24 protein-coding genes and 1 riboswitch are annotated in these 24,396 nt (G+C 57.4%); of the genes, 9 read left to right on the forward strand and 15 right to left on the reverse strand.

From position 1 onward, the window contains the following. Window position 1: 1 nt before the first annotated feature. The 7 genes from CFB04_RS08435 to CFB04_RS18075 all read right to left on the reverse strand — a co-directional run bounded on the left by CFB04_RS08435 (window position 2) and on the right by CFB04_RS18075 (window position 5,153). On the reverse strand, window positions 2–1,249 hold the full coding sequence (locus CFB04_RS08435) for a putative phage abortive infection protein (protein WP_157698762.1): 1,248 nt from the start codon (window positions 1,247–1,249) through the stop codon (window positions 2–4). A gap of 233 nt (window positions 1,250–1,482) precedes the next feature. After that, window positions 1,483–2,193, reverse strand: coding sequence for a GIY-YIG nuclease family protein (locus CFB04_RS08440; protein ID WP_088534866.1), 711 nt, complete (start codon window positions 2,191–2,193; stop codon window positions 1,483–1,485). A gap of 125 nt (window positions 2,194–2,318) precedes the next feature. After that, window positions 2,319–2,951 carry a hypothetical protein gene (locus CFB04_RS08445; protein ID WP_088534867.1) on the reverse strand — a complete coding sequence of 211 codons (633 nt, stop codon included), beginning with the start codon at window positions 2,949–2,951 and terminating at the stop codon, window positions 2,319–2,321. Window positions 2,952–3,413: 462 nt separating this feature from the next. After that, on the reverse strand, window positions 3,414–4,124 hold the full coding sequence (locus CFB04_RS08450) for a hypothetical protein (protein ID WP_088534868.1): 711 nt from the start codon (window positions 4,122–4,124) through the stop codon (window positions 3,414–3,416). 90 nt (window positions 4,125–4,214) lie between these two features. Then, window positions 4,215–4,802 (reverse strand): YiiX/YebB-like N1pC/P60 family cysteine hydrolase, encoded by a 588-nt coding sequence (locus tag CFB04_RS08455; RefSeq protein ID WP_088534869.1) that lies wholly within the window; start codon window positions 4,800–4,802, stop codon window positions 4,215–4,217. 63 nt (window positions 4,803–4,865) lie between these two features. After that, window positions 4,866–5,021: a hypothetical protein gene (locus tag CFB04_RS18070; RefSeq protein ID WP_172825466.1), complete on the reverse strand. Its 156-nt coding sequence runs from the start codon at window positions 5,019–5,021 to the stop codon at window positions 4,866–4,868. After that, window positions 5,022–5,153, reverse strand: coding sequence for a carboxymuconolactone decarboxylase family protein (locus CFB04_RS18075; RefSeq protein ID WP_172825467.1), 132 nt, complete (start codon window positions 5,151–5,153; stop codon window positions 5,022–5,024). Between the two features lie 379 nt (window positions 5,154–5,532). Then, window positions 5,533–5,609: riboswitch (cyclic di-GMP riboswitch) on the forward strand. Window positions 5,610–5,681: 72 nt separating this feature from the next. On the opposite strand from CFB04_RS18075, the gene CFB04_RS08460 reads away from it, so the two are divergent. The 3 genes from CFB04_RS08460 (at window position 5,682) to CFB04_RS08470 (ending at window position 7,531) form a co-directional block, all read left to right on the forward strand. Then, complete coding sequence (locus tag CFB04_RS08460; protein ID WP_088534870.1) at window positions 5,682–6,617, forward strand: DUF4382 domain-containing protein; 936 nt, start codon at window positions 5,682–5,684, stop codon at window positions 6,615–6,617. 59 nt (window positions 6,618–6,676) lie between these two features. Beyond that, window positions 6,677–6,943 (forward strand): hypothetical protein, encoded by a 267-nt coding sequence (locus CFB04_RS08465; protein WP_088534871.1) that lies wholly within the window; start codon window positions 6,677–6,679, stop codon window positions 6,941–6,943. Window positions 6,944–7,141: 198 nt separating this feature from the next. Continuing rightward, window positions 7,142–7,531, forward strand: coding sequence for a DUF2267 domain-containing protein (locus CFB04_RS08470; protein WP_088534872.1), 390 nt, complete (start codon window positions 7,142–7,144; stop codon window positions 7,529–7,531). A gap of 113 nt (window positions 7,532–7,644) precedes the next feature. Here CFB04_RS08470 and CFB04_RS08475 read toward each other — a convergent pair whose 3' ends face one another. The 5 genes from CFB04_RS08475 to CFB04_RS08495 form a co-directional block, all read right to left on the reverse strand. Then, entirely contained in the window at window positions 7,645–9,249 is a 1,605-nt protein-coding gene (locus CFB04_RS08475) for a hypothetical protein (RefSeq protein ID WP_157698763.1), read from the reverse strand. 124 nt (window positions 9,250–9,373) lie between these two features. Continuing rightward, on the reverse strand, window positions 9,374–12,124 hold the full coding sequence (locus CFB04_RS08480; protein WP_231934454.1) for a phosphoenolpyruvate carboxylase: 2,751 nt from the start codon (window positions 12,122–12,124) through the stop codon (window positions 9,374–9,376). An 82-nt stretch (window positions 12,125–12,206) separates the two neighbouring features. Next, window positions 12,207–13,028, reverse strand: a complete 822-nt coding sequence (locus tag CFB04_RS08485) for an alpha/beta hydrolase (protein WP_088534874.1) — start codon at window positions 13,026–13,028, stop codon at window positions 12,207–12,209. Continuing rightward, complete coding sequence (locus CFB04_RS08490; RefSeq protein WP_157698764.1) at window positions 13,025–14,185, reverse strand: lipase family protein; 1,161 nt, start codon at window positions 14,183–14,185, stop codon at window positions 13,025–13,027. The genes CFB04_RS08485 and CFB04_RS08490 overlap by 4 nt, the downstream gene beginning before the upstream one ends. Before the next feature lie 94 nt (window positions 14,186–14,279). After that, window positions 14,280–14,468: a hypothetical protein gene (locus tag CFB04_RS08495; protein WP_088534876.1), complete on the reverse strand. Its 189-nt coding sequence runs from the start codon at window positions 14,466–14,468 to the stop codon at window positions 14,280–14,282. A gap of 231 nt (window positions 14,469–14,699) precedes the next feature. On the opposite strand from CFB04_RS08495, the gene CFB04_RS08500 reads away from it, so the two are divergent. From CFB04_RS08500 to CFB04_RS08515, 4 genes are all read left to right on the forward strand, one after another. After that, window positions 14,700–15,455, forward strand: a complete 756-nt coding sequence (locus CFB04_RS08500; RefSeq protein ID WP_088534877.1) for an endonuclease/exonuclease/phosphatase family protein — start codon at window positions 14,700–14,702, stop codon at window positions 15,453–15,455. Then, entirely contained in the window at window positions 15,452–16,981 is a 1,530-nt protein-coding gene (locus CFB04_RS08505) for a phospholipase D-like domain-containing protein (RefSeq protein ID WP_088534878.1), read from the forward strand. The genes CFB04_RS08500 and CFB04_RS08505 overlap by 4 nt, the downstream gene beginning before the upstream one ends. A 656-nt stretch (window positions 16,982–17,637) precedes the next feature. After that, on the forward strand, window positions 17,638–18,963 hold the full coding sequence (locus tag CFB04_RS08510) for a cytochrome ubiquinol oxidase subunit I (RefSeq protein WP_088534879.1): 1,326 nt from the start codon (window positions 17,638–17,640) through the stop codon (window positions 18,961–18,963). Next, the gene (locus tag CFB04_RS08515; protein ID WP_231934455.1) at window positions 18,950–19,972 is read left to right on the forward strand and encodes a cytochrome d ubiquinol oxidase subunit II; all 1,023 of its coding nucleotides are present in this window, start codon (window positions 18,950–18,952) and stop codon (window positions 19,970–19,972) included. The genes CFB04_RS08510 and CFB04_RS08515 overlap by 14 nt, the downstream gene beginning before the upstream one ends. 21 nt (window positions 19,973–19,993) lie before the next feature. Here CFB04_RS08515 and CFB04_RS08520 read toward each other — a convergent pair whose 3' ends face one another. After that, complete coding sequence (locus CFB04_RS08520) at window positions 19,994–20,350, reverse strand: hypothetical protein (protein ID WP_088534881.1); 357 nt, start codon at window positions 20,348–20,350, stop codon at window positions 19,994–19,996. Between the two features lie 121 nt (window positions 20,351–20,471). Between CFB04_RS08520 and CFB04_RS08525 the strand changes: the two genes are divergently transcribed. Together CFB04_RS08525 and csgH are read left to right on the forward strand one after the other, a co-directional pair. After that, window positions 20,472–21,170, forward strand: a complete 699-nt coding sequence (locus tag CFB04_RS08525; protein ID WP_088534882.1) for a helix-turn-helix transcriptional regulator — start codon at window positions 20,472–20,474, stop codon at window positions 21,168–21,170. Window positions 21,171–21,221: 51 nt separating this feature from the next. Then, window positions 21,222–21,599, forward strand: a complete 378-nt coding sequence (gene csgH, locus CFB04_RS08530) for a curli-like amyloid fiber formation chaperone CsgH (protein WP_088534883.1) — start codon at window positions 21,222–21,224, stop codon at window positions 21,597–21,599. A gap of 31 nt (window positions 21,600–21,630) precedes the next feature. On the opposite strand, the gene CFB04_RS08535 is transcribed toward csgH, so the two are convergent. Both CFB04_RS08535 and CFB04_RS08540 read right to left on the reverse strand, forming a co-directional pair. After that, the gene (locus tag CFB04_RS08535; RefSeq protein ID WP_088534884.1) at window positions 21,631–22,809 is read right to left on the reverse strand and encodes a class I SAM-dependent rRNA methyltransferase; all 1,179 of its coding nucleotides are present in this window, start codon (window positions 22,807–22,809) and stop codon (window positions 21,631–21,633) included. Window positions 22,810–23,004: 195 nt separating this feature from the next. Further along, entirely contained in the window at window positions 23,005–24,375 is a 1,371-nt protein-coding gene (locus CFB04_RS08540; protein ID WP_088534885.1) for a sigma-54 dependent transcriptional regulator, read from the reverse strand. Window positions 24,376–24,396: the final 21 nt, after the last annotated feature.

Consider the following 24,396-nt stretch of genomic DNA (forward strand, 5'->3'; position numbering starts at 1 on the left):
CTTAATATAAATCTGAATTAACTTTAAGCTCTTTTTGGCTTTTAACAGTAAATATATAGTGCTTGCAACTACCAGATACACCACTCATCATAGTAATTGATTCGGGGTCGTCAACATCTAAGTAACGACTAAAGTAAAGGCGATCATAGAGATACCGAAGCATGAACATCTTAAAAGAGTCGTCACTCAACGGCTTGGCTACGGAGAAGTGAAAACCAATAGCAATATCTCGCACAATTTTTATCTCGACTGTCAGCCCGTTTACAATGCGGCACTCCCTGGACTTAAGATATTCATCTAACCCTGAATTCACCATGTCTTCATAAGCTGGATTTAGTTCTTCTTCAAGAAAAACATCCATCCACGTCATAAAATATAACTTCTGCGCCTCCTCAAGACCTAAGCTTAATTCTGCACTCTTTAATTCAAGTTTTGTGAGACACGGGAGGTGCTTTAGCAAATTGTAACGTAGTATAAGAGGATAAAAGCGAAGACCAAAAGTTATATGTGAATTATAGTATAATACAAGAAGTTCGTTTTCAGAAAATTGTGACCTTATTATCTTACTGTAAAAAAATTTACTTTTGTCATTCAGCGTACTTTCGTCTATTATTTTTATTATTCTATAAATTGTTTGTAAATAATGGGACAACTTTCCCTTGTTATCAAAATATACCTCTTCGTACAGAACTTTACTTCGCTTATGATCTTGTATAGGGCACGTAGTATTTTCATATTTATCATGCATAATCTTTTGTATAGTAGCAAAAAAGCTTCTATTCGAATCCAATGCATCCAGATTATTTCTTATTTTAATAAAAACGTCTAACAATGAATAAAAGTTAGATTCGAACTGTTGTGTTCTAACCGTTTTTGATTGTTCCTCTAAAACCCTCTTCTGCTGCTCAAAGACCTCCCGTGTACGCTCATTTTCTTTACGTTGCAACTCAAGCTCCACTCTTTGAAGCTCAAGCGTTTCGGTTTGTTTATTTATGGCTGACAAATTTTTCGTTATGTCCGCTCGCTGTTCTTTCAAATTGATATAAAATAACACTACTCCCGCAAGCGCCCAAAGAGAGCCAACTAATCCTCCTACCGTATCGCCGAACTGGCCAAATACACCAGTATTTATAGGACATGACGTATCAAAGCAACCAGACTTATATAAAAAAAGAGCTACAAATGTTGCAACTAAGGCGAGTCCAACTCCGATAAGCCATTTTGAAAAAGTTTCCGAAATTAAGCGCATTGACATTTCCTCTCAAGAATAAGCTTGGTCAGTACGTCCAATGTACTTCTACTGCCTAGCATTAACTGGTTCGACTGGTGCCCTAGTCTCGGCCGGGAAAGTCCTCCACCCTCGGGCGGTTAGTCCGGGGTCGGACCAAACAACTTAGTTTGATTGGAAAAAATTAGGGACACTTCCCATTTTTACGACTCAGGAAAAAAGGGAAGTGTCCCCTCTTTTTCCTCCTCTTTTTCCTATGTCGAGGACTGACCCTCTGCTTTTGCATTCATATGTTTTTCTAAAAGAGCATTTATCAATTTCGCACTTTCTTTGGGTGAAACGTCATCCCAATATCCACAGTCATAAGCTTTCTCATCTACCCTTTTCCCGGCCTCCTCTCTACCCAATATATCTTTAATAAAATCAAAGTTATTCTTAAAAATGTTTCCAGTTACAACTAGTCTTGGATATTTTTTCTTTCTCATTTGTAGATAGAACGTATTAGGTGCGCTCAGCATTGTTATCTCTACAGCGTTACATTTGTATTGAAAGTCTATCTTACATTCTGCTTTAATTCTTAAAAGATAATCTTCCATAATTTCTGACAGATTGTTGTTACGCTTTATAACCATTTCTTTTTCTTCGTATCCTGAAATATCAACCTGTTTCATTTTAAATGCTGACATCAACCTACTGATTGCATCTACAATTGAATTTTCTTCATCTATAAACCATTCTCCATCTGTTCGTTTATTTAAAAGTAACCCATGTATTGCCTGCTCTACTGCCCTAGCGTTGTCATCTGGCAACTCCCAAGCACATATAGTTTCGACGAAAATAGGAGACTTGGTCCCTGAAAGCTGTTTTCTTCTTTCCTCTACATCTTTAGCGAACCCGATTTTTTTATAACTTGGTAGATCATAGCCGTTTACATCTGAGAATTTCTTTATATAGATATAGTTCATCGCTTCATCCTTTTTTCTGAAGTGCACAACGGTAGAGGGGCATGTATGAATCGAAGAGCACCTTACTTATTTCTACAATATTAATAAGACGTCCCTGGAACAGAATTCATCATGTTGCAGAATTATCACTTCACATTATCAGCAACAAATTGATTAATTACTGATGTCATGCACTTCTCTGTCGCATCGCCAGTTATCTTATTGTACTCTTGCACAAGACCTATGTAGGGGAAAGTCCCTGAAGCAGATCCTGCACACGATGCTCTATATTCCCGTTTAGTACCGTTTGGCCAAGTAGCTTGCATGTAATGATCAGTATAGAAGTCATATGTATTAGGAAGAGCAGGGGCCAGAACAAATAATGTGAACCCTGTAAAGAACGCTTTAGTAAGGTTTCCACCCATGTTCATATCATGAATTTCATCGATATTGAAATTAAGGTCAATATATGAAGATTCCGGTTTTTTAGTGTACAGCCCATACGATACATCTTTGAAATAGTTAGATTGCTGTAATTTTGTCATGACCCTTTTAACAAAACCATCATTTGTGTTTGCATAACCACTATTCAACTTAACGTTTATATTTGAGACATAGCCAATTTTATCACTACTACTGCCAGTTGTAGACACAATGAGATTGTCACATTTTTCAGGCGATTTAGTCATACTAGAATAAGAATAGCAGCCGTTTAGTGCGATCGTTACTAGAAATATTCCAATAATTTTTGCTACAACAGTGCTCATCCTGATGTTCATAATATACTCCTCTTTTTTAATGACTACATTTGCGTGCAAGCTCTAGGATTCCAATAAATTATCTCTTACAGAATCGGCTCCAACTTAGATCCCGCGTTACGATCTGTGTATTTGAGGAATTGTCCCTACTAACTGGATAGCTCCGGGTCGGACCAAGCTACTCACCTGAAATTGTTCTACACTAGCACTAAAAGAATGCCTTTTCAGGACTTAACGCTGGGTTTAGGACTTCAAAATCAAGGTTCCAAACCGGCGTCTCCTCCTCTGGATCCATGCAATTTCGCAAAATCCCCTACCTGTTACACCGGAAGTCAACAAACAAAAAGCCGCTCAATCAGCTGAATTCGCTGATCGAGCGGCTTTCTACATATCCGCTGGCCCCTCTCATCGTATCTCCCTGACACTGCACATAAGAAATAGGCCCTTACATACACGTAACAGGGAAAAGTGTCAAGGCATTAATTAGTTACGTCTTCTATTGCCTCCTTTTTTCCCTTTCTTCTTCTTGCCGTATCGCTTCCACGCGTAAAGGAAAATCGGGACAACAAGGGCCGTCCAGCTCCATTTCAGATATTCGGAGTATTTGTTTATGAACGCCTCTACTCTGTCCCGTGTCGTTATGGTGACGGCAATGTCTCTATCGAGGCTTCGCAGAACATAGGGGCCCTCTTCGAGCATCGCATTCACGCTGAGATGCAGGCTTGCAGTACCTGCGTGGAGCGGCTTTATCTTCCATTTCCACACGAACACGTTAGTGGAGGAGATCAGCTGCGTATCCGGTGTCAGGGAGGTGATCTGGAAATCGGTGCTGGTCAGCGTCGCCTGGATCTTGTCCGATATCTTCAGCTGCCCGCTTTCCACCTGCTCCTTCTCCTTTGCGGTTAGCGATTTTTTCAGCTCTTCCTCTGTCTGCTTTTTGGATATTCTGAGTTCTACGGGAGGATGATCCTTGAAATCTATTATGGAGGGGGCCTTGAAAGCAAAGTTGCCTAAATCCAGGGTCTTCTCGAAGGCGTCTATATGATCCAGGGAAGATTGGACCAGGGGCACATGATCGGATGACCTCGTCGCCTTCCGCGCCGAATACTGCGGAACCATAACCGCCGCAACTATGCCGATTACGAAGACGATTACGAGCACCTGGAAGAGTGTCAGGCCCCTGTTGTTATCCATGATCACTACCTGCCGAATCTGCCGGCAATGCCCCGGCTCCGGGTTAAGGCGTTCATTCCATACCGCTTTTGATCCACCGCTCTCGATGGATCAAAGCACACGCCCCACCAGCTCCACCTTCTGATCCACCCACACATCTTCGGGGCTGATGAACCCCTTCGGGTTGTAGGCGAACTCCTTCCCTGCGTGGGCGAAGCATTCGTAGACCAGCTCCGAGCAGATATACTCCCGGTCCTTCTCCTTCTTTCCTATCCCGAGGGTGATCCGCGCGAGAATCTTGGCGATCTCGTCCTTGTCGTAGGGCTGGGTCAGTTCGTCGATTCCGAAGGCGGCGAGGCCTGCCGCGACCTTGTCGTTCACGTCGCTGCAGCGGGCAAGGACGGCCCTTCCCTTGTACGGCTTGCGGTCCTCGTAATCGAGGAGGTACTTGGAGAGCGGAGCGAACCGCACCCCCATGTCCTCGACGCTTTCCAGAAGCAGGACACGGTCGACCGAGTCGAGACGGAAGACGATACCGACATGGCTCCACGGGCTGCCGGTGACTTTCTGGATCGCCTTGGAGACGAGGTAGTCACCCGAGGTGAAAAGGAGGTCCCCGGATTTGAGAGTCTTACGTACATCAGCGTACGGGAGAACAGGGAGTGCCTTGATTTCTCTTGTTTCAAGATGCGCTGCCATGTGTGCCTCCTTTCGTTGATGGTGCTTTGTTTATTGCACAGCCAGCAGGCGTTTATTCCTTGTTCATTCTTTTTTCTCGCTGCTACGAAACCGGCGCTCCGCCTCGCGCATCTGCGCATTTACCCGCCCGGCGGATACCGCCATAACCACCGCCTGCACAGCTCCTATCTCTTCCCCGGTAATGCCTTCAGCCTTGGCAACGCCAAGGTAGTAATCCATTCAAGGGTAGCACCCGGAGGCCATGGCCGTGGCAAGATGAACGAGAAGCGTCGTCTTGGGGTCCAGGACCGTGTTGTTGCGGGCCGACTCATAGAACTCCGAATACTTCTTCTGCTGTTTTTCGGGAAGCATGCATTCCTCCTTTCATTACAGAACTGAAACAAAAATAGCTTATCGACTACCAATGTGTGATAAAGCGGCATTGCCTAATCAGCATCTGCGCATCACATCGGTCCATCCCGGTGGTCAGCACATGCAAATCAGGGCACGTACATACACTCAGGGAAGATTAAGGTCAAGACTTTAGTCACCGGAACAGCTTACTGTTATCGGCTTTCATAGACATAGCCTGTCCATGCATACGTTCATCCGCCTTCAGCATACCACACGAACCGGATTCCGCACCTCTAGCCCCCGCCCCACTCCTCGGCCGGCTCGCGGGACAAACGACGCCGTTGACGTGAGACCGGAAGTGGTTTATAGTTCAACTCCGTCAAGCAGCCAAAGACGATAACGATAATACTAAACCACCCGCGAGGGTGGGGCGGAAAGCCTACAGGGTCTCACCGAGACAGCCGGGTTGCCGAACTATCACGATAGATAACGGCAACCCGGCTTTTTTTATTTCGGGTCTGCACTTCAATCCACAGGAGGTATGACATGAGACGCGGATGTGCATTCAACAGGATGTTATCGACGGTCTGTGCAGTGGTTCTCGCACTGGGTCTTGCGGCATGCGGCGGCGGCGGTGGGGGAAGCAGCACCGCGCAGAGCGGAACCCTCAAGGTGGGGATCACCGACAAGCAGAGCGACGACTTCGCTCAGGTGGTCATCGCCATAAGGGAGATCCGGGTAGTCCCGGCCGGAAGGGAGAACGCCCCCGACAACGATCCGGGCCTCCCGGTGCTGGCGCGGTTCTCCTCCCCGAGAGTTATCGACGTGATGCAGCTGCAGTTCGTGCAGCAGGCGCTGGGGGAGATCATCCTACCTGCGGGAACCTACAGCCAGATAAGGCTCATCCTCGAACCGAACCCCAACGGGCAGGGACAGCCGCCGGCAAATTACCTGACCCTCAAGACCGACCCTGCCGCGAGGATACCCCTGAAGACTCCCAGCGGGCAGCAATCGGGGCTCAAGGTGCTGGGGCCGGTTGAAGTGAGACCGGGGGCGATCAGCGCCGTCCTTATCGACTTCGACCCGAACACAGCCATCGTCCCCCGCGGAAACGGCGACTACAACCTCAAGCCCACCGGCATCCGTCTCGTGCAGACAGGCGAGGAGCTCACAAGGTTCGGCTCCATCACCGGCACGGTTTCCTCCACCTTCAAGGACTGGTCGAGCGCGACGGTCAGCATCAGGCGCCGGGGCGACATAAACGACGTGGAGCCCATCGCCGCGGGAAGGATCTTCTCCAGCTACACGAGCGGAAGGTGGCAGGCGCCCTTCGCGGCTTTCGTCCCTCCCAGCACCCAGACGGTTTCGTACAAGGCGTTTATCGCCGCCAGCGGATTCGGCCTCTACTCGTCGACCGCGGTGGCAGTCACCGAAGGGCAGGCGACGGATATTGGTGAAATTCAGTTTTTTCCCGCCCCCTAAAGCCGGGCGGAACAGTCGCCACAACGGCGGATCGCGAAAACAAAGGAGAAGCAAGGCATATGAAGAAGAGCATCAGAGCGGCAGCAATCGGCAGCATCATCGCAGTGGCGGGAACGGCGCAGGTCGCCACCGCCGTCGTCGGAGTCGGCGTCGATGTAAGAACCCCTAATGTACGCGTTCAGGTAGGCGCTCCGCAGCCCCCGGCACCTCACGTGACGGTCATCGAGCGGGAACGGATCGTGGTGCGCGACAAGCACGACCACGGCAAGCATAAGGGGCACTACAAGAAACACAAGAAGCACAAGAAGCATCACCACGACGATTGACACTTTCTTGGGGCCTCGGGAAACGGGGCCCCTTTTTTTATCCCCTCTGCCACACCCATCCTATCCCTGCAAACATCCGACACCAGAACCGGACAAGCATCGGTTCGGAGCGAAGGAGCCCCCTGGCATTGACGCCCCCCTTGGGGATGCTACCATGATAGTAACAGGAATGCCCGGAACGGGAGGGAGGAAGAGATCATGGAATACACCGAGTTCATGAAGCTCGTTCAGCAGGAGATCGGCGTGAAGGATACCGAGAAGGCGCTGAGGGCCGTGCAGGCAACCCTGGAAACATTGGGGGAACGCCTGTTCCACGGAGAAGCAGAGCAACTGGCGGCCCAGCTCCCTCAAGAACTTCAGCCCTTTCTGGTGGATATTCAGGAACACCGGAAATTCGGAGTGGAAGATTTCCTGCAGATGGTGGGGGAGCGGGAAGGGATTGACGGGAAGGAAGCCGAGGCCCATGCAAGAGCCGTCATATCGGTTCTTACACGTGCCGTTACCCCCGGAGAGATCCAGGACGTCGTTTCGCAGCTACCAGAAGGGTTCAGGAAACTTTTCGGCGAGGAATCGAAGACAGTACACTGAGGCCTCGCCCCGGCGCAACACCCACGGGCGCCTCCGACCATGGAATCGGGAGGGGCGCCCTCATCTGTGCCGTTCACCAGAAGCGGAACGCTGCCTTACAAGCTATCCTGGGGCTACATGAACTTCGCTGCATCGATGACCAGGAGTAAAGAATAGGCACTGCTTCTTCCTCCCGGCGAAGGAGTGTAGCTAATCCTGCTGTAGTCCGCCTTGATGGATGCTTTCCCCGATCTCCGGGTGAACTGATCGAGAGGGTAGCTCAGTTTCAGCATGGCATCGAACGTGTCCTTCGCCGGAGAGAAGAGAGTGGCAGTATCTTTTCTGTACCCGCCTCTCAGCTCGTAATCGAAGGTCCTTTCCAGGCCAGTCCTGCTGATCGCCACGTTGAACCCGTATTCACTCCGCTTTTCTCCGCTCGCGAAATATCTGGTGCGCTTCATGGAGACATCCGGCACCAAGGAGAATCCCCCTGCAGTCATTTTGGGAACGAAGCCGATACCGCTGGAAGCCAGGTCACGACGGCCCCGGGTTCTGTCGCCGCGCTGAAGGTAGGTTCCGTTAACCCCAAGGTCCCACCTGCCAGACATACAATTGATACGGCCGGTCATCGTGTCGCTTTCCGACTTCAGAGGCGAGAGACCATCCGGCACCTTCACCTGGTCGAGAAGCGTCTTCCGGCAGCTCAGTCCGAACGGCAGGTTCTGGATTCCGGTAAAGGTGTAACTGACTCCCCCTTCGTAACGGTAAAGCCGGGGAACCCCGTCGATGTTCGACGTGTTGTCGTTGTATCGGGAGAGCTTGATATCGAGGGCATGAGGCTGGAGGGTAGCGCCCATCCCGAGGGCCACGCCTTCGGTGTCCCGCCTCGGCCCATTCCTTCCCAGGGAGTAATAATCGGGGCCGGTGAACTCGTAGAGCGCCGTGTACCGGTAGCCTCCGAAAGCCCCCTTCACCCGGGCACGATACGCCCGGTCCCGGAGCGTGGCCAACTCCTCCCCCGCGTCATGATCGGAGCTGGAGACGGCCATCTCCGTCTCGATGGCAAGCAGTCCCTTGAGGGGGTCGAGGGAAGCCTGGAACCCGAGCACGTCGGCGTTTTTTTCCAGTAGCACCATCGGTTCGGGCTTGACGGTTTTCCTCCGGTTGAGGTAGACGGTTTTGAAACGGGCGCGGTTTTCCAGAAAGGAGAGATCCCCCGACGCCCCGAGGAGGGCTCCGGACGTCCCGTCCCTGCCATTTTCAGGTGCCGCGAACGTTTCCAGCCGAAGCGAGTTTTCCCGATTCCCCGTCAAAAATCCGAATTTTCCACCGGCCAGGTTAAGTCCCGAAGCGACGTGTGGCGTCTCGTCGACGGTGATTTCTCCCATCTCGGTAAAGAGCCCGAACCCGGTCCCGCGGTAAGCTCCCCGCTGGATGAAGGCCTTTGCAGCCTCTTCTTCCGATAGATCCCCCTGATGCATGGTCAGCTCCGTCTTCCAGCGGGGGGTGCCGATATTGGCAGAGGAAGAAGACAACAGCGGTACTGTCGGTGGGATCTCTTCACGCGGGGCTGCAGGGGAAAGAATCGTCACGGGTACGGCGGTCTCTTGTGCTGCGGGAAGGGAAGCACCCGCATGAGCGGGCATGCCTGTCGCTGCGATAAGCAGATAAAGCGCCATCCACAGAAATAAGCGGTAGCGCTTCCTGCCATTCATAACGGGTTTCAATTTTTGCTTCATTGCTGTCCTGAATCTGATCCTCTGGCAGAGCAGGTGCTTGCGACTCAGCCGGTAAATCTTCGCCTGTGTCGCACCACCAGCCCGAATACCATACCATCGGGACAGGGTCCATAACCACTCTTTTTCACCCCGTGTTCCTGATACCTCCTGCGATTGCGTTGACCGTCAGGAAGAGCTCCTCCATAAGCCTCTTCGCCTCGTCCCCTTCACCCGTACTGCTGCAGACCGACCGCCATTGACGGAGCAGATCCACCTGATGGCGGTGCAGGGCCGCCAGCGGCGCGTGGCGAAGGGACAGGGCCTTGAGCTGCATGGGACGCCGCTCGCCAAGGGGCGCCTTGAACAGCAGGCGAAGATGGCTGAGGGTAAGTTCGAACTCCCGATCTATCCGTTCCATGAAGCCGTCGCGGATGGCGCCGCTCTCCACCAGTCCGGCGTACCAGTTCATGATCTCCCGGTCCGCCTGGAGAACTGCCAGCTCCACATTCATGAACAGGTACCTCAGAAGCGGAAATCTGCCGATGTCGGCGCTGAGCAGCTCGAAGCTGTGCGGTTGCGCCTCCTTCAGCCGGGAGAGCGCCGTTCCCGCCCCGTACCAGCTGGGAAGCATGAAACGTGACTGGTTCCAGCTGAACACCCATGGAATCGCCCGCAGATCCTTCAGGGTGCGGCGACCAGTGCGCCGCGACGGCCGTGAGCCGATCTTCAGGTGCTCCATGACGTCGATGGGAGTGGCCTGGGAGAAGAAGTCGATGAATCCGTCGCGGGATATCAGCTCCTCATATTTGCTGCGGCTTGCCCCCACGAGAAACTCCATGATGGCCGACTGCTCCGGCGCCACAGCGGCATGGCGCGCGCCTCGGACGGTCATGCCGAAGACCCCGGCAAGCTGCAGTTCAAGATTGTACGTTGCCGTCAGCAGGTTGGAGTATTTCTGGGAAATCGTCTCCCCCTGCTCCGTCATCCGGAAGCATCCGCGCAGGGACCCGGGTGGAAGAGCTTCGAGAAAACGGAAGGTGGGACCGGCTCCACGCCCGATGGAGCCTCCACGCCCGTGAAAAAAGCGGATGTCGACGCCGCAGCTGTCGCCGACGGCGGTGAGTTCGAGCTGCGCCCTGAAAAGCGCCCCGTGACTGGCGATTATGCCGCCGTCCTTGCAGCTGTCGCTGTATCCGATCATCACCTGCTGGAGAGGCCTTCCTGTCTCGGCGACGGCGAGGGTGGCCCGGGTTACGGGATGCTCCAGAAACTGCCTCAGAATTTGCGGGGCCCTCTCCAGATCGTCGATGGTCTCGAAAAGCGGAACGACCTGCAGGAGGCACCGGCACCCCCCCTCTTCGTAGACGAGCAGCCCTGCCTCCCGCGCCAGGAGGTAGAGGGCGAGCAGGTCGGAAGCCCCCCGCGTCATGCTGACGATCAGGGACCCGATGCCTTCGGCCCCGTAAGTTCTGATATGCGTTGCCAGAACCCTGTAGCATTCGAGTACGGCTTCGGCCTCGTGCCCCGGATGCAGGCCGGGAAGCAGAAAGGGCCGGGGCAGAGCCAGCTCCCTTTTCAGGAATTCGACCCTTTTCTCCTCGGGCCATGCGGAAAAATCGGCATCCTCCACACCGGCCGCCGTCAACAGCTGGGATACAGCGCGGTCGTGGAAATCGCTGTTCTGCCGTATGTCGAGAGCTGCCAGGTGGAATCCCATTGAGTCCACCAGCCGCCTTATGTTGAACAGCTCGATCTCTGCCGGGCGCGCCCCTCCGACCGCCCGGACGGATGCATCCAGCATTGCAAGATCTTCGGAGAGTTCATCGGCAGTGGCATAGCGGCCTTGTGAATCCTCCAGCTTCGCCCCCTGATCGTGGACGACCGACACCGGAAGGCTCGCTATCATCAGGTTTATCGCCTGCCGCCACGACTCCCCCTGATTGCGTGCGCACGCTTCCGTCCCTGAAGAGCCGAGACGGCGCTCCCTCTCCTCTATCCAACGGAGGAGGTGTTCCGGAGCCGCCTGAAGGTGATCCGAGAGGCTCAGGCTGCCGGCCAGGTCCACCAGGCGCCTGCGCAGCATCAGGATTGCCCGCAGCCGCAGTTCGTGCAGCGCATCGCGCGTCACCTCAGCCGTTACCAGCGGGTGACCGTCACGGTCCCCCCCCACCCAGGTGCCGAAGGTGAGCCTCGGCAGGCGGCTTTGCTTCAGCGCCTCCTCCGAGCAGCCGGCATTGGACCAGGCCGCTTTGAGCCTCCTGTCGAGAATCGGCATGGCTTCGGGAAAGACGTTGACCAGGTAATGGATTATGCTTCTCAGCTCGGTCTGCACTTCCGGCTTTTCGAGCTGAATGTTGCCCGTGCGCCAGAGGAGTTCCAGCAGCTCCTTTATCTCCTCACGGATCTGGAACTGCTCGGCAGGGGTCAGCTTCGGGTTCTCCCTTTTCACCATGAGAAGGTAGAGGGCGCGGTGCTTGGTGATGATGGTACCCCGCTTCGCCTCGGTGGGGTGCGCCGTCAGCACAGGCTCGACATGAATCCTTTCCAGGGCCGCCGCAATTTCATCCTCACCGAAGCCGTCATCCTTAAGCCTCAGAAGGGTGTTCCCCCACAGCCCCCGCTCATGGGAGGGGCCGCGGGCCGTCTCGATGACGCGGCGGACCTGAACCGCCGCGTTTTCCTCCACCATCCCGAGAAGCTGAAAACTGATGGAGTAAAGCTGGCAGGCCCGCTCGATGGAGACCGGGAAGGAGGGCGAGTGCGAATTTTCACGCCACGGGATGAGTGCAGCGACTTCCCCCTCTCCGATCTCGAACAGGACTTCCTCCAGGCACTCCAGGAGAAACCGGAGGTCTGCATTGATCTTTTCGTGCAGCAGCATGGTCTCGTCTGTCACGGGATCCTCCCTTTCGCTGCGGTTCCGGCACGCGGATGGCTGCGCCGGCATGCGGGGGTCGCGGAAGCGCGGACGGAGCGGCTCAACCGGCTCCGGCCAGGAACTCCATGATCTCCCCCCAGTTCCTGTCGGTAATGAAGGCCGGCCAGTCATTGTGGTCCGCCCCCCGTATGGTCCACATCATTTTTCTGCCGGGAAAAGTGCGATAGAGTTCCCGGGCATGGTGCGGGGGGATGATGGTATCCCGCTCCGCCTCCACCACCGCCACTCTACCCCTGAACTCCCGCAGGTTCGATACCGTGTCGTAGCGGTCCCCCATGAGGAGGCGGACCGGAAGCCAAGGGAACTTCTCCTTAGCCACCTTCTCAAGCGTAGCCCACGGCGTCACGAGAACCATTCCCTCCACGGAAACTCCGGCAGTGCGGGCCGCAGAAGGGGCGATCGCTCCACCGAGCGACTCCCCCAGAAGATAGAGAGGCCGGCCGTACATCTGCGCCGCCAGCCGTATCGTCTCCGACGCGTCCCGGACGAACGATTCCTCCCCCAGCTTCCCTTCCCTCCCGCCATATCCCGGATACTCCGCCAGCAGCACCCGGTACCCTAGCCTCCGGAGCGGCTCCAGGTAATAGGTCCGATCCGCGGCCGTAGCGGCGTTTCCGTGAAATATGATGACGGTCCCTGCGGAGGGTTCCGGCGCCGCACTCAAAAAGCCGCGGTATCCGTCCCGTCCTCCCGGCCAGAAACGCATGTCGAGAGACGCCAGTTCAGCGTCACCCGGCACGCTGCGGTCCGGGTAATAGAGAAGCCTGTCCTGGAAGCTGCAGCCGAAAAATAGCATCGGGCCCAGGAGCAGTCCTATGAGGGCGTACCGAATGTTCACCATCCCACAGGAGCTTCCCCTCATTCACCCCCTCCCCCGAAAGAATCGAAGAATGACCTTGCCTCCGCCAGGAGGGGAGCGAAGCAGGAACCATGGTCCCCCAGGTCCCGCTCCACCAGCCGCACATCAGCCGCGCCCCGCGCCTTGAAGGAAGCACGGGCGGCCTTCGCATTCTCCACAGGGACGAGGCTGTCCCGCTTGCAGTGGAAAAAGGCCACAGGTGCCTCCGGCTTCCAGGAGGTGAGAGAGTTCTCCCGCGCCGCCGCCTTGACCCGCTTCGCCCCCCTCCCCTTCCAGCCCGAAAGGAACGCGGGCTCGAAAAGTTGCGCCCCTCCCTTGTCTGGAAGCGCGCTGTCGAAAGCCTTGCCGGACTGAGGACCGTCCAAGAGGCGAAGGACCCTACTCCGGTAGGGATCACGTATTATTCCGCGCAACCGGCCAAACCCGTAGATCCGGTCATAGGCACCAAAGGCGAAGGCCAGATAGGGGACGCTGCCGGAAGAACCGCGCCGCATGAGAAGGTCCAGGGTCAGCATAAGATCGTAGGGGCCGGCCATTGGAGCCGAGGCAGCAACCCGGAACTCGCCCGGGTGCCGCTCCTCTATTTCCCTGTGAGCCGCCAGAGTCGCGTACCCCCCCTCCGAATACCCGGTCAGGAAAAGCCTGCCGTCGGTGCGGACCCCCTTCCGTTCCGAGAAGGTGCGTGCCGCTTTGAGCATATCCACGATGGAAGCCGCCAGCGAACGGGCGTGCAGGTATGGGTGGAAACTCGCGGAGGATTCGCCGTATCCGACATAATCGGGCATGACCGCGAGATAACCGGAGGCCGCGAAGACTATCCCGTCCGCCAGCAGGTGTACGGGAAGCCTGGATGGAACATCATCCTTGCCGAACACGGTTCCGTGCTGGATGCTCACCACCGGCACGGGAGGAGAGCCCACGGGAACGGCTACGGCTCCCGATGCGGAGACCTCTTTCCCCTTTCCATCGAGGGTACGGTACACGAGCACGTACAGATCAACGGGACAAGCGGAATTCACCCTGCCTGCGGGGTAAGCTGCAGCGGCAGCCTCCGGCGCCGTAAGGTGCTGCCGGAGACGGGACGACACGAGCTCCCCTCGATCGGCATGGACTGCCGGCACCCCGAAAAACAGAATGAGAAGAGAAAGGATGAAGGTCATAGATAAGCCCGGGAAAGAACGGCACAATGGAAGTTTATCAGGCAGGAGAGAATCCGCCATCCCCGCCTGCCGCACAAGGCAGCAGACCCGGAACCTACCCTTCCCCGTTATTCCCGCTGAAGAACCTGACGAGAAATTCCCCGTCCCGCGGCGAAAGATCGAATTTGAAGATCGCTTTCCGGACGAGCGGGCCGGGCAACCGGTCCGGGTCCTCCTTCAGGTTCTCCGACACCCATTTTACGGCGCGTCGCAGATCTTCTCCCTCCGGCAGCAGTTCACGCATGCCTCCTCCTCATTCCGAACCGGGTCAAGCCTCTGCATGACATAAATTCTACAGAGGCCGGCGGCGGAGTCAAAGCAGGCACCGGACCAGCTCACCCCTCCGTACGTGGAGTTCGGGGCGATGCTCCGGACCGGCAGCCCCGCGTTGACATATCAGCCGAGTAAAGTACATTTTCTAAATAAAAATGCGCCTGCTCCTTCTTCGCCCTTGATGAAAGGAGTTCCGGTCTCCATGCCCGCTAACTTCACCGTCATGACTTACAACGTTCACAGCAGCATCGGAATGGACCGGAAAATTTCTCCCCGGCGCATAGCGAGGATAATATCCCGCTTCCGTCCCGACGTGGTCGCTCTTCAGGAACTGGACATGGGGCTGCGCCGCACGAAGATGATCGACCAGGCCCACTTCATCGCCGAGCGGCTGTGCATGGAGTACCATTTCCAGTCCTGCATGCAGGTTGAGGATGGGGGATACGGCAATGCCATTCTCAGCAGCCTTCCCATGCGTCTGGTTAAGGGGGGGGCGCTTCCGCTCCATCCGCACTACAACAACAAGGAGCCCCGCGGCGCCGTATGGGTCGAGGTGCAGGCAGGAGGAGAGCCGGTACAGGTGGTGGCTACCCACTTCGGCCTCAACTGGCAGGAACGGATCTTCCAGGCGGAGACGATCCTCGGCCCCGAATGGCTGGGGCATTCCGAATGCCGGACACCGGTAGTCCTGTGTGGCGACCTGAACGCCATGCCGCGTTCCGCTGCATACCGGCGTCTTGCCCGCAGTCTTCACGATGTACAGCGGGTAGTGAAGGGAAAGCGCCCCCAGCCTACCTGGCCGGTGCTCTTCCCCTTCCTGCGCATTGACCACATGTTCGTGAGTTCAGACCTGGCAGTGGAGGATGTCTTGGTTCCGCGCACCCCCCTCACGACAGTGGCGTCGGACCATCTCCCGATGATCGTAACCATATCGCTCCGGCAGCAGGTGACGGAATGAAAACGATACTTCAGCCGGGCGTCAACTGCTCCGGCATCTACGATACCGGTGCGACAGGGCTGCTCATCGACGCCTGCGACTACTACCGTGCGTTCTACCACGCCGCACGGACGGCGCAGCGCTACATCCTCATCGCCGGCTGGCAGTTCGACAGCGAGGTTCAGCTACTGCGAGGGCAGGAGGCACGCGAGGCGGGAGAGGATGTGCGGCTTCTCCCATTTCTGGAAGCACTCTGCACGAAGAACGAGGAACTGGAGATATTCATCCTGGCCTGGGACTTCAGCGTCATCTTTTCCCTCGAACGGGAGTGGTTCCAGCGCTGGATATTCAACTGGACGACCAACAAGCGTATCCGGTTCCGCTTCGATAACCGGCATGCCATCGGTGCAACCCACCATCAGAAGTTCGTGGTGATCGACGGCGCCCTCGCCTTCGTCGGCGGCATCGACATCTGCTCCGACAGGTGGGACGACCGTCGCCACCTTCTTGAAAACCGGGAGAGGGTAAACAGCGACGGGGGGGGCTACGACCCATACCACGACATCCAGAGCTACCACACGGGGCGGGTTGCCGTCGAGCTGGCCGAATTTTTCAGAGAACGCTGGCACAACTCCGGCGTGAACAGGCTCCATATTCCTCCGGTACCCCGCACGACGGAAATCCCTTTTGCACCGTCGATTTCCCTTCCCGCATCCAGGGTAGCGCTGAGCCGGACCGTAGCACGCCACCTGCAGACGACCCAGGAGCCGGTGCTGGAGATCCGGAGGCTCTTCGTCGACGCCATAATGGCTGCAAAGAGGCTGATTTACCTGGAAAACCAGTACTTCAGCTCCCTGGCGGTATACTGGGCCCTGGTGGCGAGAATGACCGACCCACACCGCCCCCGCCTGCAGATCGTAATATTACTGCCGGGAAAACTCCCTTTCAAGGATGGGCTCTGGCTCGGCGTGTCGCAGATGAAGATGGTCCACGCACTCCAGCGGATCGCCGGAAAGACGGGACATCAGCTCGGCATCTACTGCACGGCGTGCCAGAAGGAGGGGGAGCAGCGGATGGTCTTCATCCACTCGAAACTGCTCATCGTCGACGACCGTTTCCTCACCGTCGGCTCCGCCAACACGACTAACCGCAGCATGGGGCTGGACACCGAACTGAATGTTAGCTGGGAGGCGGCGGGTGGAGAACTTGGCGTCGTCAGATCTATCCGGCGGGTGCGGGGATCGCTCCTAGCCGAGCATACCGGCGTGCACGCACTGAAAGTTCGCCGGCAACTGATGAGAGTGCGCGGTCTCGTAGATCTACTGGAGCAGTTGACCATCGACCCTGCCACACGGATCTGCCGCTACATCCCCGAGGCGCCCATCGAGAACGGGGCGCTGCTCGACGCCATCGAACCCATTGCGGGGATTGCCGATCCGGAAAAGCCCTTCATGGAGGAACTGGTCTTCGAGTACATCTCGGAAAATGAAACAAGTATTTTCGCTCGGGGGATACTGCTGCTCGGCCAACTGATCACCGGCATCTGACAGGAGGCAGCGCCATATTCGCGCCCTTCCGCCGCCGGCTTCTCCTCAGGCTCCTCGACGTGGCGCTGCCACGCCTGCGGGCCATCGTCGTCGCCGACGACGGAATCATCGCGAATCTGGCGCCGCCGACAAAAAAATATTCGCGCCCCTCCGCTGCGAGTTCCTTCTCGGACTCCTCGACTTAGCGCCGCTACGCCTGCGGGCCATCGTCGTCGCCGACGACGGAATCATCGCGAATCTGACGCTGCCGACAAAATGTTCGCGCCACTCCACCCCAGGCTACTTCCAGGCTCCTCGACGTGGCGCTGTTTATGCCCCAGAGGGTACTACGCCTGCGGGCCATCGGTCGTCGCCGACGACGGAATCATCGCGAATCTGACGCCGCCAGCCACTACTAAGTTTTTAAGCAACTGCTAAAGATCCCCTGCTCGCCAATCTTTCATGAAAATTTCATCCGAAGCTCTGGCTAACGGAAAACGCCGATGGTACAATTGGAATCGTTCGACAGGACATAAATTCCCAGGTTGTTCAAAAATAGCCGGATCGTCGCACCCGCAGGAAGCCCCGCGGAGGCGTAGCAGCGCTACGCCGCACAAGGAGGCTTTCGAGGACGGCGGCGAGACGGCTGTTTTTCAACAACCGCCCTAGAGCAAAACATGGACAACCTGCTGGCGGCCCGCTCCCTCATGGGCATCTCCCTCGCATTCCACATCGTCTACGCAACCATCGGCATTGGCCTTCCGCTCATGCTTATGATCGCCGAGGGGCTCGCCCTTCGCACCGGGGACGAAACCTACCACGATATGGCCCGAAGCTGGGTCCGCCCGGCAGGCGTCCTTTTCGCCATCGGTGCGGTCTCCGGAACAATCCTGTCCTTCGAGCTTGGCCTGCTCTGGCCCCGGTTCATGGAATTCTCAGGCCCGCTGATAGGACTGGCATTCTCAATGGAAGGCTTCGCATTCTTCACCGAAGCAATTTTCCTGGCGCTCTACATCTACGGTGAAAGGCGCCTTTCCCGCCGGGCGCTCTTTTTCTGCACCATTCCCCTCACCCTTGCCGCAGCAGCCTCCGCCGCATTCGTCATAAGCGCCAACGGGTGGATGAACACCCCCTCGGGCTTCCGGCTGGAAAATGGAGTACCGGTGGATATCCGCCCGTACGAGGCGCTGGCGAATCCCGCATGGGCACATGAAGCGGTACACGGGACGCTGGCTGCCTACGTGGCGACCGGTTTCGCAATGGCAGGCTTCTACGCCCTCAGGTGCCTGCGCGGAGAAGGTACCGGACATAACCGCCGGGCGCTGAGTCTTTCCCTGGCGGTAGCCGGGGTGACGCTACCCCTTATGCTCCTTAGCGGCGACTGGGCTGCATCCTTCGTCGCCAGACATCAGAAACCGAAACTGGCGGCAATGGAGGGGCACTTCCGTACGATGCCGGGGGCGCCGCTGGTGATCGGCGGGTGGCCAGACATGGAAAAACGGGAGATGCGGTTCGCCCTGGAAATACCGAAGCTGCTGAGCGTAATGGTTCACCGCAACCCCGATGCGGTGGTGGAAGGACTGGATGCGTTTCCGGCGGCTGACAGCCCGGACATCCGCCTGGTTCACCCCTTCTTCGACCTGATGGTGGGTTCGTTCTTCGTCATGGCCGCGGCCGCGGCAGGTTACTGGTGGCTGCGATGGCGCCGCCTCGACTCCCCCCCCGGCCGGAAGGTGCTGCAATTGATAGTTCTGGCTTCGCCTTTCGGCATGATCGCTCTGGAAAGCGGATGGATGGTGACTGAATTCGGCCGTCAGCCATGGGTCGTGCAGGGGATCATGCGGGTCGAGCAGGGGGTCACCCCACATGGAGGGATGTTCCTGCTCCTCGGCACCTTCACCACCCTCTACGCTCTTCTGTCGGTGGGACTACTCTGGCTCCTGCTCATCCCCCGGCGCAATGAAAGAAACGGCGGTACGGAGGCAACCCGTGCAAACTCCTGAAACCCTGGCTGCCCTCGCCCTGGCTGCGGGCCTGATCATGTACGCACTCACCGGAGGTGCCGATTTCGGCGGGGGGATCTGGACAGCCCTGGCTTCCGGACCGCGGGCGCGAGAGCAGCGGGATTCCCTCTTTCATGCCATAGGGCCCGTCTGGGAGACCAACCACGTCTGGTTGATCTTTGTCGTCGTCGTCCTCTTCACCGCCTTCCCCGCCGGGTTTTCCGCGCTCTTCATATCGTTGCTGACCCCCCTGGTGCTGGCGCTCATCGGAATAAATTTCCGCGGCGCAGCCTTCGCGTTCCGTCATTTCGGAAAGCAGGCGGGGATGGAAGTCCCGCTGGCGGCCCGGACCTTCGAGACCGCCAGCATCCTCACCCCCTTCACCCTCGGGATGGCCGTGACCGCGGTAGCCGCCGGACGGATAGGCTACGCCGGTGGGGTCGTCAGCTCCACTGTCTGGTCCTGGGTGAACCCATTCACGCTGGTAGGGGGGCTCATCGGCCTAGCCATCTGCGGTTACCTCGCGCCCGTCTACATGGCGGTCAGAACGCACGGCGACCTTCAGGAAGACTTCCGGCGTCGCAGCATAGCGGCAGGCCTCGCACTCGGCTTCCTTACCGCCCTCGAAGTGCCGGTGGCACTCCGGGACGCCCCCCTCTTCGCAGACCGGCTTCTCGATTCATGGCCCCTGGCCGCTGCTCTTTCAGCGGTAACGGCGGGGGTCGGGACGCAGCTTCTTCTCTGGCGACGCCGCTACTTTGCAGCCCAACTATGCGCAGGATGCACCGTCACTCTCACCCTGGCCGGCTTCGCCGCAGCTCTCTATCCGGATCTGATCATCGGTCAGCTGTCCCTGGCGAAAGCCGCAGCTCCGCGGCCGACCCTGGTGGCGTTCCTCACCGTGCTCCCCCTCGGCTCCCTCATCCTGGTCCCTTCCCTTCTGTTCCTCTACTGGACCTTCCGCGGCGAACCCGACACGGAGCTTCCCCCGGCGGGGAGCGAGAAGTAGGTCGCCAGGCGCGGCCTTACCTCACTGTCGCCAAGCCCACAGCACCAGCAGGGCCATCACGGCCTGGACCGCCGCATCGGCCAGATAGATAGGGGAAATGACGCCCAGGGCTGAATATACCGTATCGATCGCCGCGAATGCACCTATCGACCCCAGGGAGAGGAAAAGGACCTCCGGCTGCTTTCGCCCGCTGCGGGCCATAAGAAGCAGTTCCGCGCCGATGACCGCTGCCAGCAGCCCCACCATCCGCACCAGCCACAGGTCGTTCTTCGGCCCCGTGACGGCCTGGAACGTACCGATACTCACAAGTGGCCAGACACCGGTGATGAAATAATAACCCCCCTGCACCGTCAGTATTGTCTTCAGGTTCCGATTCATTCTCCACCTGCAGATGTAAGTGTCCGCTACCCTACAGAATAATCCATAAATCCCCCCTTGCAATCCGGAGCTCGGAACGTAAAATTAAATACCGCCAACATTCCGACCAAAGGATTACAGCATGTCGCAACGGGAAATCTTCATCGTCGGGTGCAATCCGGCTCAAAATCAGCTTCTTGCCTCGTTCCTCTCCCGTAAAACTGGATACACGTGCACCACAGCATCGACAATCCATGACGTCCCGCCGACCCGCCCTGACCGGAAAGGTCGACTTCTGCTGCTCGACTGTTTCAATCTCAGTCATGACCACATCATCGAGCTCTTCGTGAGGGAGGCGCTCCACGCGCATCCTCACAAGAAACTGGCCCTCTTCAACGTATGTCCCGGAATCGGAGCGGAAACGGAAACAGTCATGGCCGCGGTCCGTGAGATATTTTACGTGGGAGATTCCATCTCGACGCTGGTTTCCGGCATCAGGGAGATAGTAGCTGAAAGGGCAACTGCCGCCCGGGAAATGCCCCGCAACGACAGCCGGATCAGTCTGACCCGCCGGGAGCGGCACATCCTCTCCCTGCTCGCCGGCGGCTACTCGAAGAAGGAGATTTCCGACCAGCTTTTTGTAGGCTTGCCGGTCGTGAAGACGCACGTCGGCAGGATATTCAGAAAAATCAGAGTTACGAGCCGTCTTCAGGCCGCACGGTGGGCGGAGCTGTACCTGGACTCCGCCGGAGACTCCCTCGACGAAGATCCTTCATCCGCCGCAAGCGGCAACAGCTTCCAAAGGCGAGACGGGAGTCAGGATCGCATGATCTTGACCTGACGGCAGGTCCGGTAGTGTACCGAAGGTAAGGGAAACGCTGGAGGAACCCCCATGACAAAGATCAGGAAGATGGTTGTAGCAGGAGCTCTGACGGCACTGGCAGCGGCTGGAAAAGCGCAGGCCGCGGATTGTTCGGCATGGTTCATGGTGGAGCGCGACGCAGATGCTGCAAGGATTCATGCCTACTGCAGCTGCCCGGAGCCGGGGCCGGTGGAGTACAGGATAGAGACCACCACAGGAACCCCTGCCGGCACATCCTCCGATGCCGCGTCCGGAAGCCATGAACTGGGTTCCGGCACCCCCGCCAAATTAGCCACCGTGACGGTCAAAGGGGAACCGGGCGGGTACTACGACGTTCTTTTGGAGGTGTTCCGGGAAGGAAAGCGTGTGGCACGGGCACGGGAAGCGGGAGGGAGCAGGACCCAGTGAGTACCGGAGCCTGAGACGCTGCTCTGAATGTTCATACAGCCTGAAGCATGAAGCATTTGAGGTAGTCGGTTTCCGGAACGGCCAGGAGGACCGGATGGTCCGGAGCCTGCCCCCTGATCCCGATGAGGCGGAATTCGCGCCCGGCCTGCTGGGCCGCGGCGGTTAGAAGGTCGCGAAACATCTCCCGCTCCATGTGGTAAGAGCATGAGCAGGTAATGAGATATCCCCCCGGCCGGAGCAGCTCCATGGCGCGGCGGTTGATGGTGAGGTAACCCTTCTGCGCCTCCCGAAGCGCCTTCTTGCTCTTTACGAAAGCGGGAGGATCGAGAACGACGACGTCGAACCGCCGCCCCTCGTGCTTCAGGGAACGAAGGCGGTCGAAGGCGTCGAGGGCTTCGACCGCGACCGTGCCCCCTAAGCCGTTCATGGCCGCGTTTCGCTCCGCAAGAGCCACCGCACGGGGGGAGATATCCACGCAGGTCACCGAGCGTGCCCCGAAGGCGGCGGCATGGATACCCCAGCTGCCGCTGTAGGAGAAACAGTCGAGAACATCCCCCCCACGGGATATCCCCTCAAGAAGCAGGTGGTTCTCCTTCTGATCCAGGAAATGACCGGTCTTCTGCCCTCCTCTCAGGTCCACCAGCAACTGCAGGCCATGTTCATCCATCACGACGGTCTCCGGCACATCACCAGCCAGGATCTCCACGCGCTCGTCGAGACCTTCGAGCGCACGGACGGCCACGTCGTTCCGGGCTATGATCCCCCGGGGGGAGAAAACCTCCTGAAGCGCTTCGACAACCAGTTCGCGCCGGGCCTCCATCCCTGCCGAAAGGAACTGGACCGAGAGTATTTCCCCGTAGCGGTCCACCACGAGCCCCGACAGGTGATCCCCTTCGCCGTGCACGAGGCGGCAGGAGGTCAAATCAGGGTAGATGAGCTGCCGGTACGCCTGCGCTCTTCTGAATCGCTCGGCATAGAAGACGGCGGAATCCACATCCTCCCCCCGTTCCCGAGTAAGGAGCCGCACAGCGATAAGGGAGCGCGGGTTATAATGGCCGGTACCGACATATCCTCCACCTGCATCGTAAACCTCGGCCGCGGCACCGGGAACCTTGTCTCCCGCGATCTCGGCGATCTCGTTGCTGAACACCCAGGGATGCCCCCCCCGCAGGCGTTTCTCCTCTTTTCGTCCAAGCGTTATTCGAAGCATACTGTCTCCGTAACAGGTTGTTGAAAAACAGCCCTCGATCGGGCGGCGGAAGGGCGCAAACATTTTGTAGGCGGCGCCAGATTCGCGATGATTCCGTCGTCGGCGACGACCGATGGCCCGCAGGCGTAGCAGCGCTACGTCGAGGAGCAGGAGGAGGAGCCGGCGGCGGAAGGGCGCGAATATGGCGCTGCCAAGCTATTTTTTAAGGTCGATTCCGTACGTCTTGATCTTCCGATGCAGATTGCTCCGCTCAAGCTCAATGGCATCGGCGGTCTTGCTGATGTTCCAGCCGTTCTCCTCCAGTTTCTGGAGGATGAATTCCTTCTCGAACTCCTCCCGCGCCTCGCGCAGGGAGTTGCGATCGAGAAAGGCCTCGATCCGCGTTCCCGGAACTTCCCGGACTGCCTCGCCTCCGCTCAGGTAATCGGGAAGCTGAGCCGGTCCGATGGTCCTGCCGGGGGTCATGATCACGAGCCTCTCTATGATGTTCTTGAGCTCCCGCACGTTCCCGGGCCATTCGTACTGCTTGAGGAGCGCCATGGCCTCCGGGAGGATCATCTTGTTGCCTCCTCCCTCCCGTTGACAGAAAACCGCAAGAAAATGCTCGGCAAGCAGCGGTATGTCATCGCGCCGGTCCCGCAGGCTCGGCACCTTGAAAGGAACTACGTTCAGCCGGTAGTAGAGGTCTTCCCTGAAACCTCCCCCCTTTATCTCCTCTTCGAGAACCTTGTTGGTGGCGGCTATGACCCGGACGTCGACCTCGATGACGCGTGTGCCCCCGACACGTTCGAATTTCCGCTCCTGAAGTATGCGAAGCACCTTCGCCTGGGTCTTCAGGGACATGTCCCCGATCTCGTCCAGGAAGATGGTCCCCCCGTCCGCCAGATCGAACTTCCCCTTCTTCTGCGCCACGGCACCGGTGAATGCACCGCGCTCGTGCCCGAAGAGTTCCGACTCGATCAGCTCCTCCGGAATCGCCGCACAGTTTATGGCGACGAAAGCCTTGTCCCGCCTCTGGCTGTGATAGTGGATGGAGCGGGCGACGAGTTCCTTGCCTGTACCGTTCTCCCCGGTGATGAGGACGGAAGCGTTGGTGGGAGCGACGAGCCTGATCTGATCGGTCAGCTGGGTCATGGGCAGGGATACGCCGATCATCTCGTGGTCCTGGAGCGCACGCAGTGAAGCGTTCTCCTCCCGCAGGCGGTTCATGCCCAGGGCGTTTTTTACCGTGACGAGCACCTTCTCCAGGGAGAGGGGCTTCTCGATGAAGTCATAAGCACCCAGTTTGGTGGACCTCACGGCAGTCTCGATGGTACCGTGCCCCGACATCATGATTACCAGAAGTCCCGGATTGACTTCCTTCAGCTTCTGGAGCGTCTCCAGTCCGTCCAGGCGGGGCATCCAGATATCGAGAAGCACCAGGTCCGGCACTTCCCGCTCCACCTGGGCAAGGGCCTCCACCCCGTCCACGGCACAGACCGTCCGGAATCCCTCATCCTCCAGAATCCCTGCCAGGGAAGCTCTGATGCTCTCCTCGTCATCTACAACCAGTATCGTCATGTCCATCGTAGTATCGTCCCCGCCGGC

It is taken from the genome of Geobacter sp. DSM 9736 (genome assembly GCF_900187405.1).
In the GTDB taxonomy this organism is placed as follows: domain Bacteria; phylum Desulfobacterota; class Desulfuromonadia; order Geobacterales; family Geobacteraceae; genus DSM-9736.

Excerpts from the sequence above, each read along its gene's own strand:
- CFB04_RS08460 (WP_088534870.1), top strand. The coding sequence starts at position 5,682 with ATGAGACGCGGATGTGCATTCAACAGGATGTTATCGACGGTCTGTGCA.
- CFB04_RS08450 (WP_088534868.1), bottom strand. The coding sequence starts at position 4,124 with ATGGATAACAACAGGGGCCTGACACTCTTCCAGGTGCTCGTAATCGTC.
- CFB04_RS08455 (WP_088534869.1), bottom strand. The coding sequence starts at position 4,802 with ATGGCAGCGCATCTTGAAACAAGAGAAATCAAGGCACTCCCTGTTCTC.
- CFB04_RS08475 (WP_157698763.1), bottom strand. The coding sequence starts at position 9,249 with ATGAAGCAAAAATTGAAACCCGTTATGAATGGCAGGAAGCGCTACCGC.
- CFB04_RS18075 (WP_172825467.1), bottom strand. The coding sequence starts at position 5,153 with ATGCTTCCCGAAAAACAGCAGAAGAAGTATTCGGAGTTCTATGAGTCG.
- CFB04_RS18070 (WP_172825466.1), bottom strand. The coding sequence starts at position 5,021 with ATGGATTACTACCTTGGCGTTGCCAAGGCTGAAGGCATTACCGGGGAA.
- CFB04_RS08485 (WP_088534874.1), bottom strand. The coding sequence starts at position 13,028 with ATGAGGGGAAGCTCCTGTGGGATGGTGAACATTCGGTACGCCCTCATA.
- CFB04_RS08540 (WP_088534885.1), bottom strand. The coding sequence starts at position 24,375 with ATGGACATGACGATACTGGTTGTAGATGACGAGGAGAGCATCAGAGCT.
- CFB04_RS08470 (WP_088534872.1), top strand. The coding sequence starts at position 7,142 with ATGGAATACACCGAGTTCATGAAGCTCGTTCAGCAGGAGATCGGCGTG.
- CFB04_RS08535 (WP_088534884.1), bottom strand. The coding sequence starts at position 22,809 with ATGCTTCGAATAACGCTTGGACGAAAAGAGGAGAAACGCCTGCGGGGG.
- CFB04_RS08465 (WP_088534871.1), top strand. The coding sequence starts at position 6,677 with ATGAAGAAGAGCATCAGAGCGGCAGCAATCGGCAGCATCATCGCAGTG.
- CFB04_RS08510 (WP_088534879.1), top strand. The coding sequence starts at position 17,638 with ATGGACAACCTGCTGGCGGCCCGCTCCCTCATGGGCATCTCCCTCGCA.
- CFB04_RS08495 (WP_088534876.1), bottom strand. The coding sequence starts at position 14,468 with ATGCGTGAACTGCTGCCGGAGGGAGAAGATCTGCGACGCGCCGTAAAA.
- CFB04_RS08520 (WP_088534881.1), bottom strand. The coding sequence starts at position 20,350 with ATGAATCGGAACCTGAAGACAATACTGACGGTGCAGGGGGGTTATTAT.
- csgH (WP_088534883.1), top strand. The coding sequence starts at position 21,222 with ATGACAAAGATCAGGAAGATGGTTGTAGCAGGAGCTCTGACGGCACTG.
- CFB04_RS08505 (WP_088534878.1), top strand. The coding sequence starts at position 15,452 with ATGAAAACGATACTTCAGCCGGGCGTCAACTGCTCCGGCATCTACGAT.
- CFB04_RS08490 (WP_157698764.1), bottom strand. The coding sequence starts at position 14,185 with ATGACCTTCATCCTTTCTCTTCTCATTCTGTTTTTCGGGGTGCCGGCA.
- CFB04_RS08500 (WP_088534877.1), top strand. The coding sequence starts at position 14,700 with ATGCCCGCTAACTTCACCGTCATGACTTACAACGTTCACAGCAGCATC.
- CFB04_RS08435 (WP_157698762.1), bottom strand. The coding sequence starts at position 1,249 with ATGCGCTTAATTTCGGAAACTTTTTCAAAATGGCTTATCGGAGTTGGA.
- CFB04_RS08525 (WP_088534882.1), top strand. The coding sequence starts at position 20,472 with ATGTCGCAACGGGAAATCTTCATCGTCGGGTGCAATCCGGCTCAAAAT.
- CFB04_RS08445 (WP_088534867.1), bottom strand. The coding sequence starts at position 2,951 with ATGAACATCAGGATGAGCACTGTTGTAGCAAAAATTATTGGAATATTT.
- CFB04_RS08440 (WP_088534866.1), bottom strand. The coding sequence starts at position 2,193 with ATGAACTATATCTATATAAAGAAATTCTCAGATGTAAACGGCTATGAT.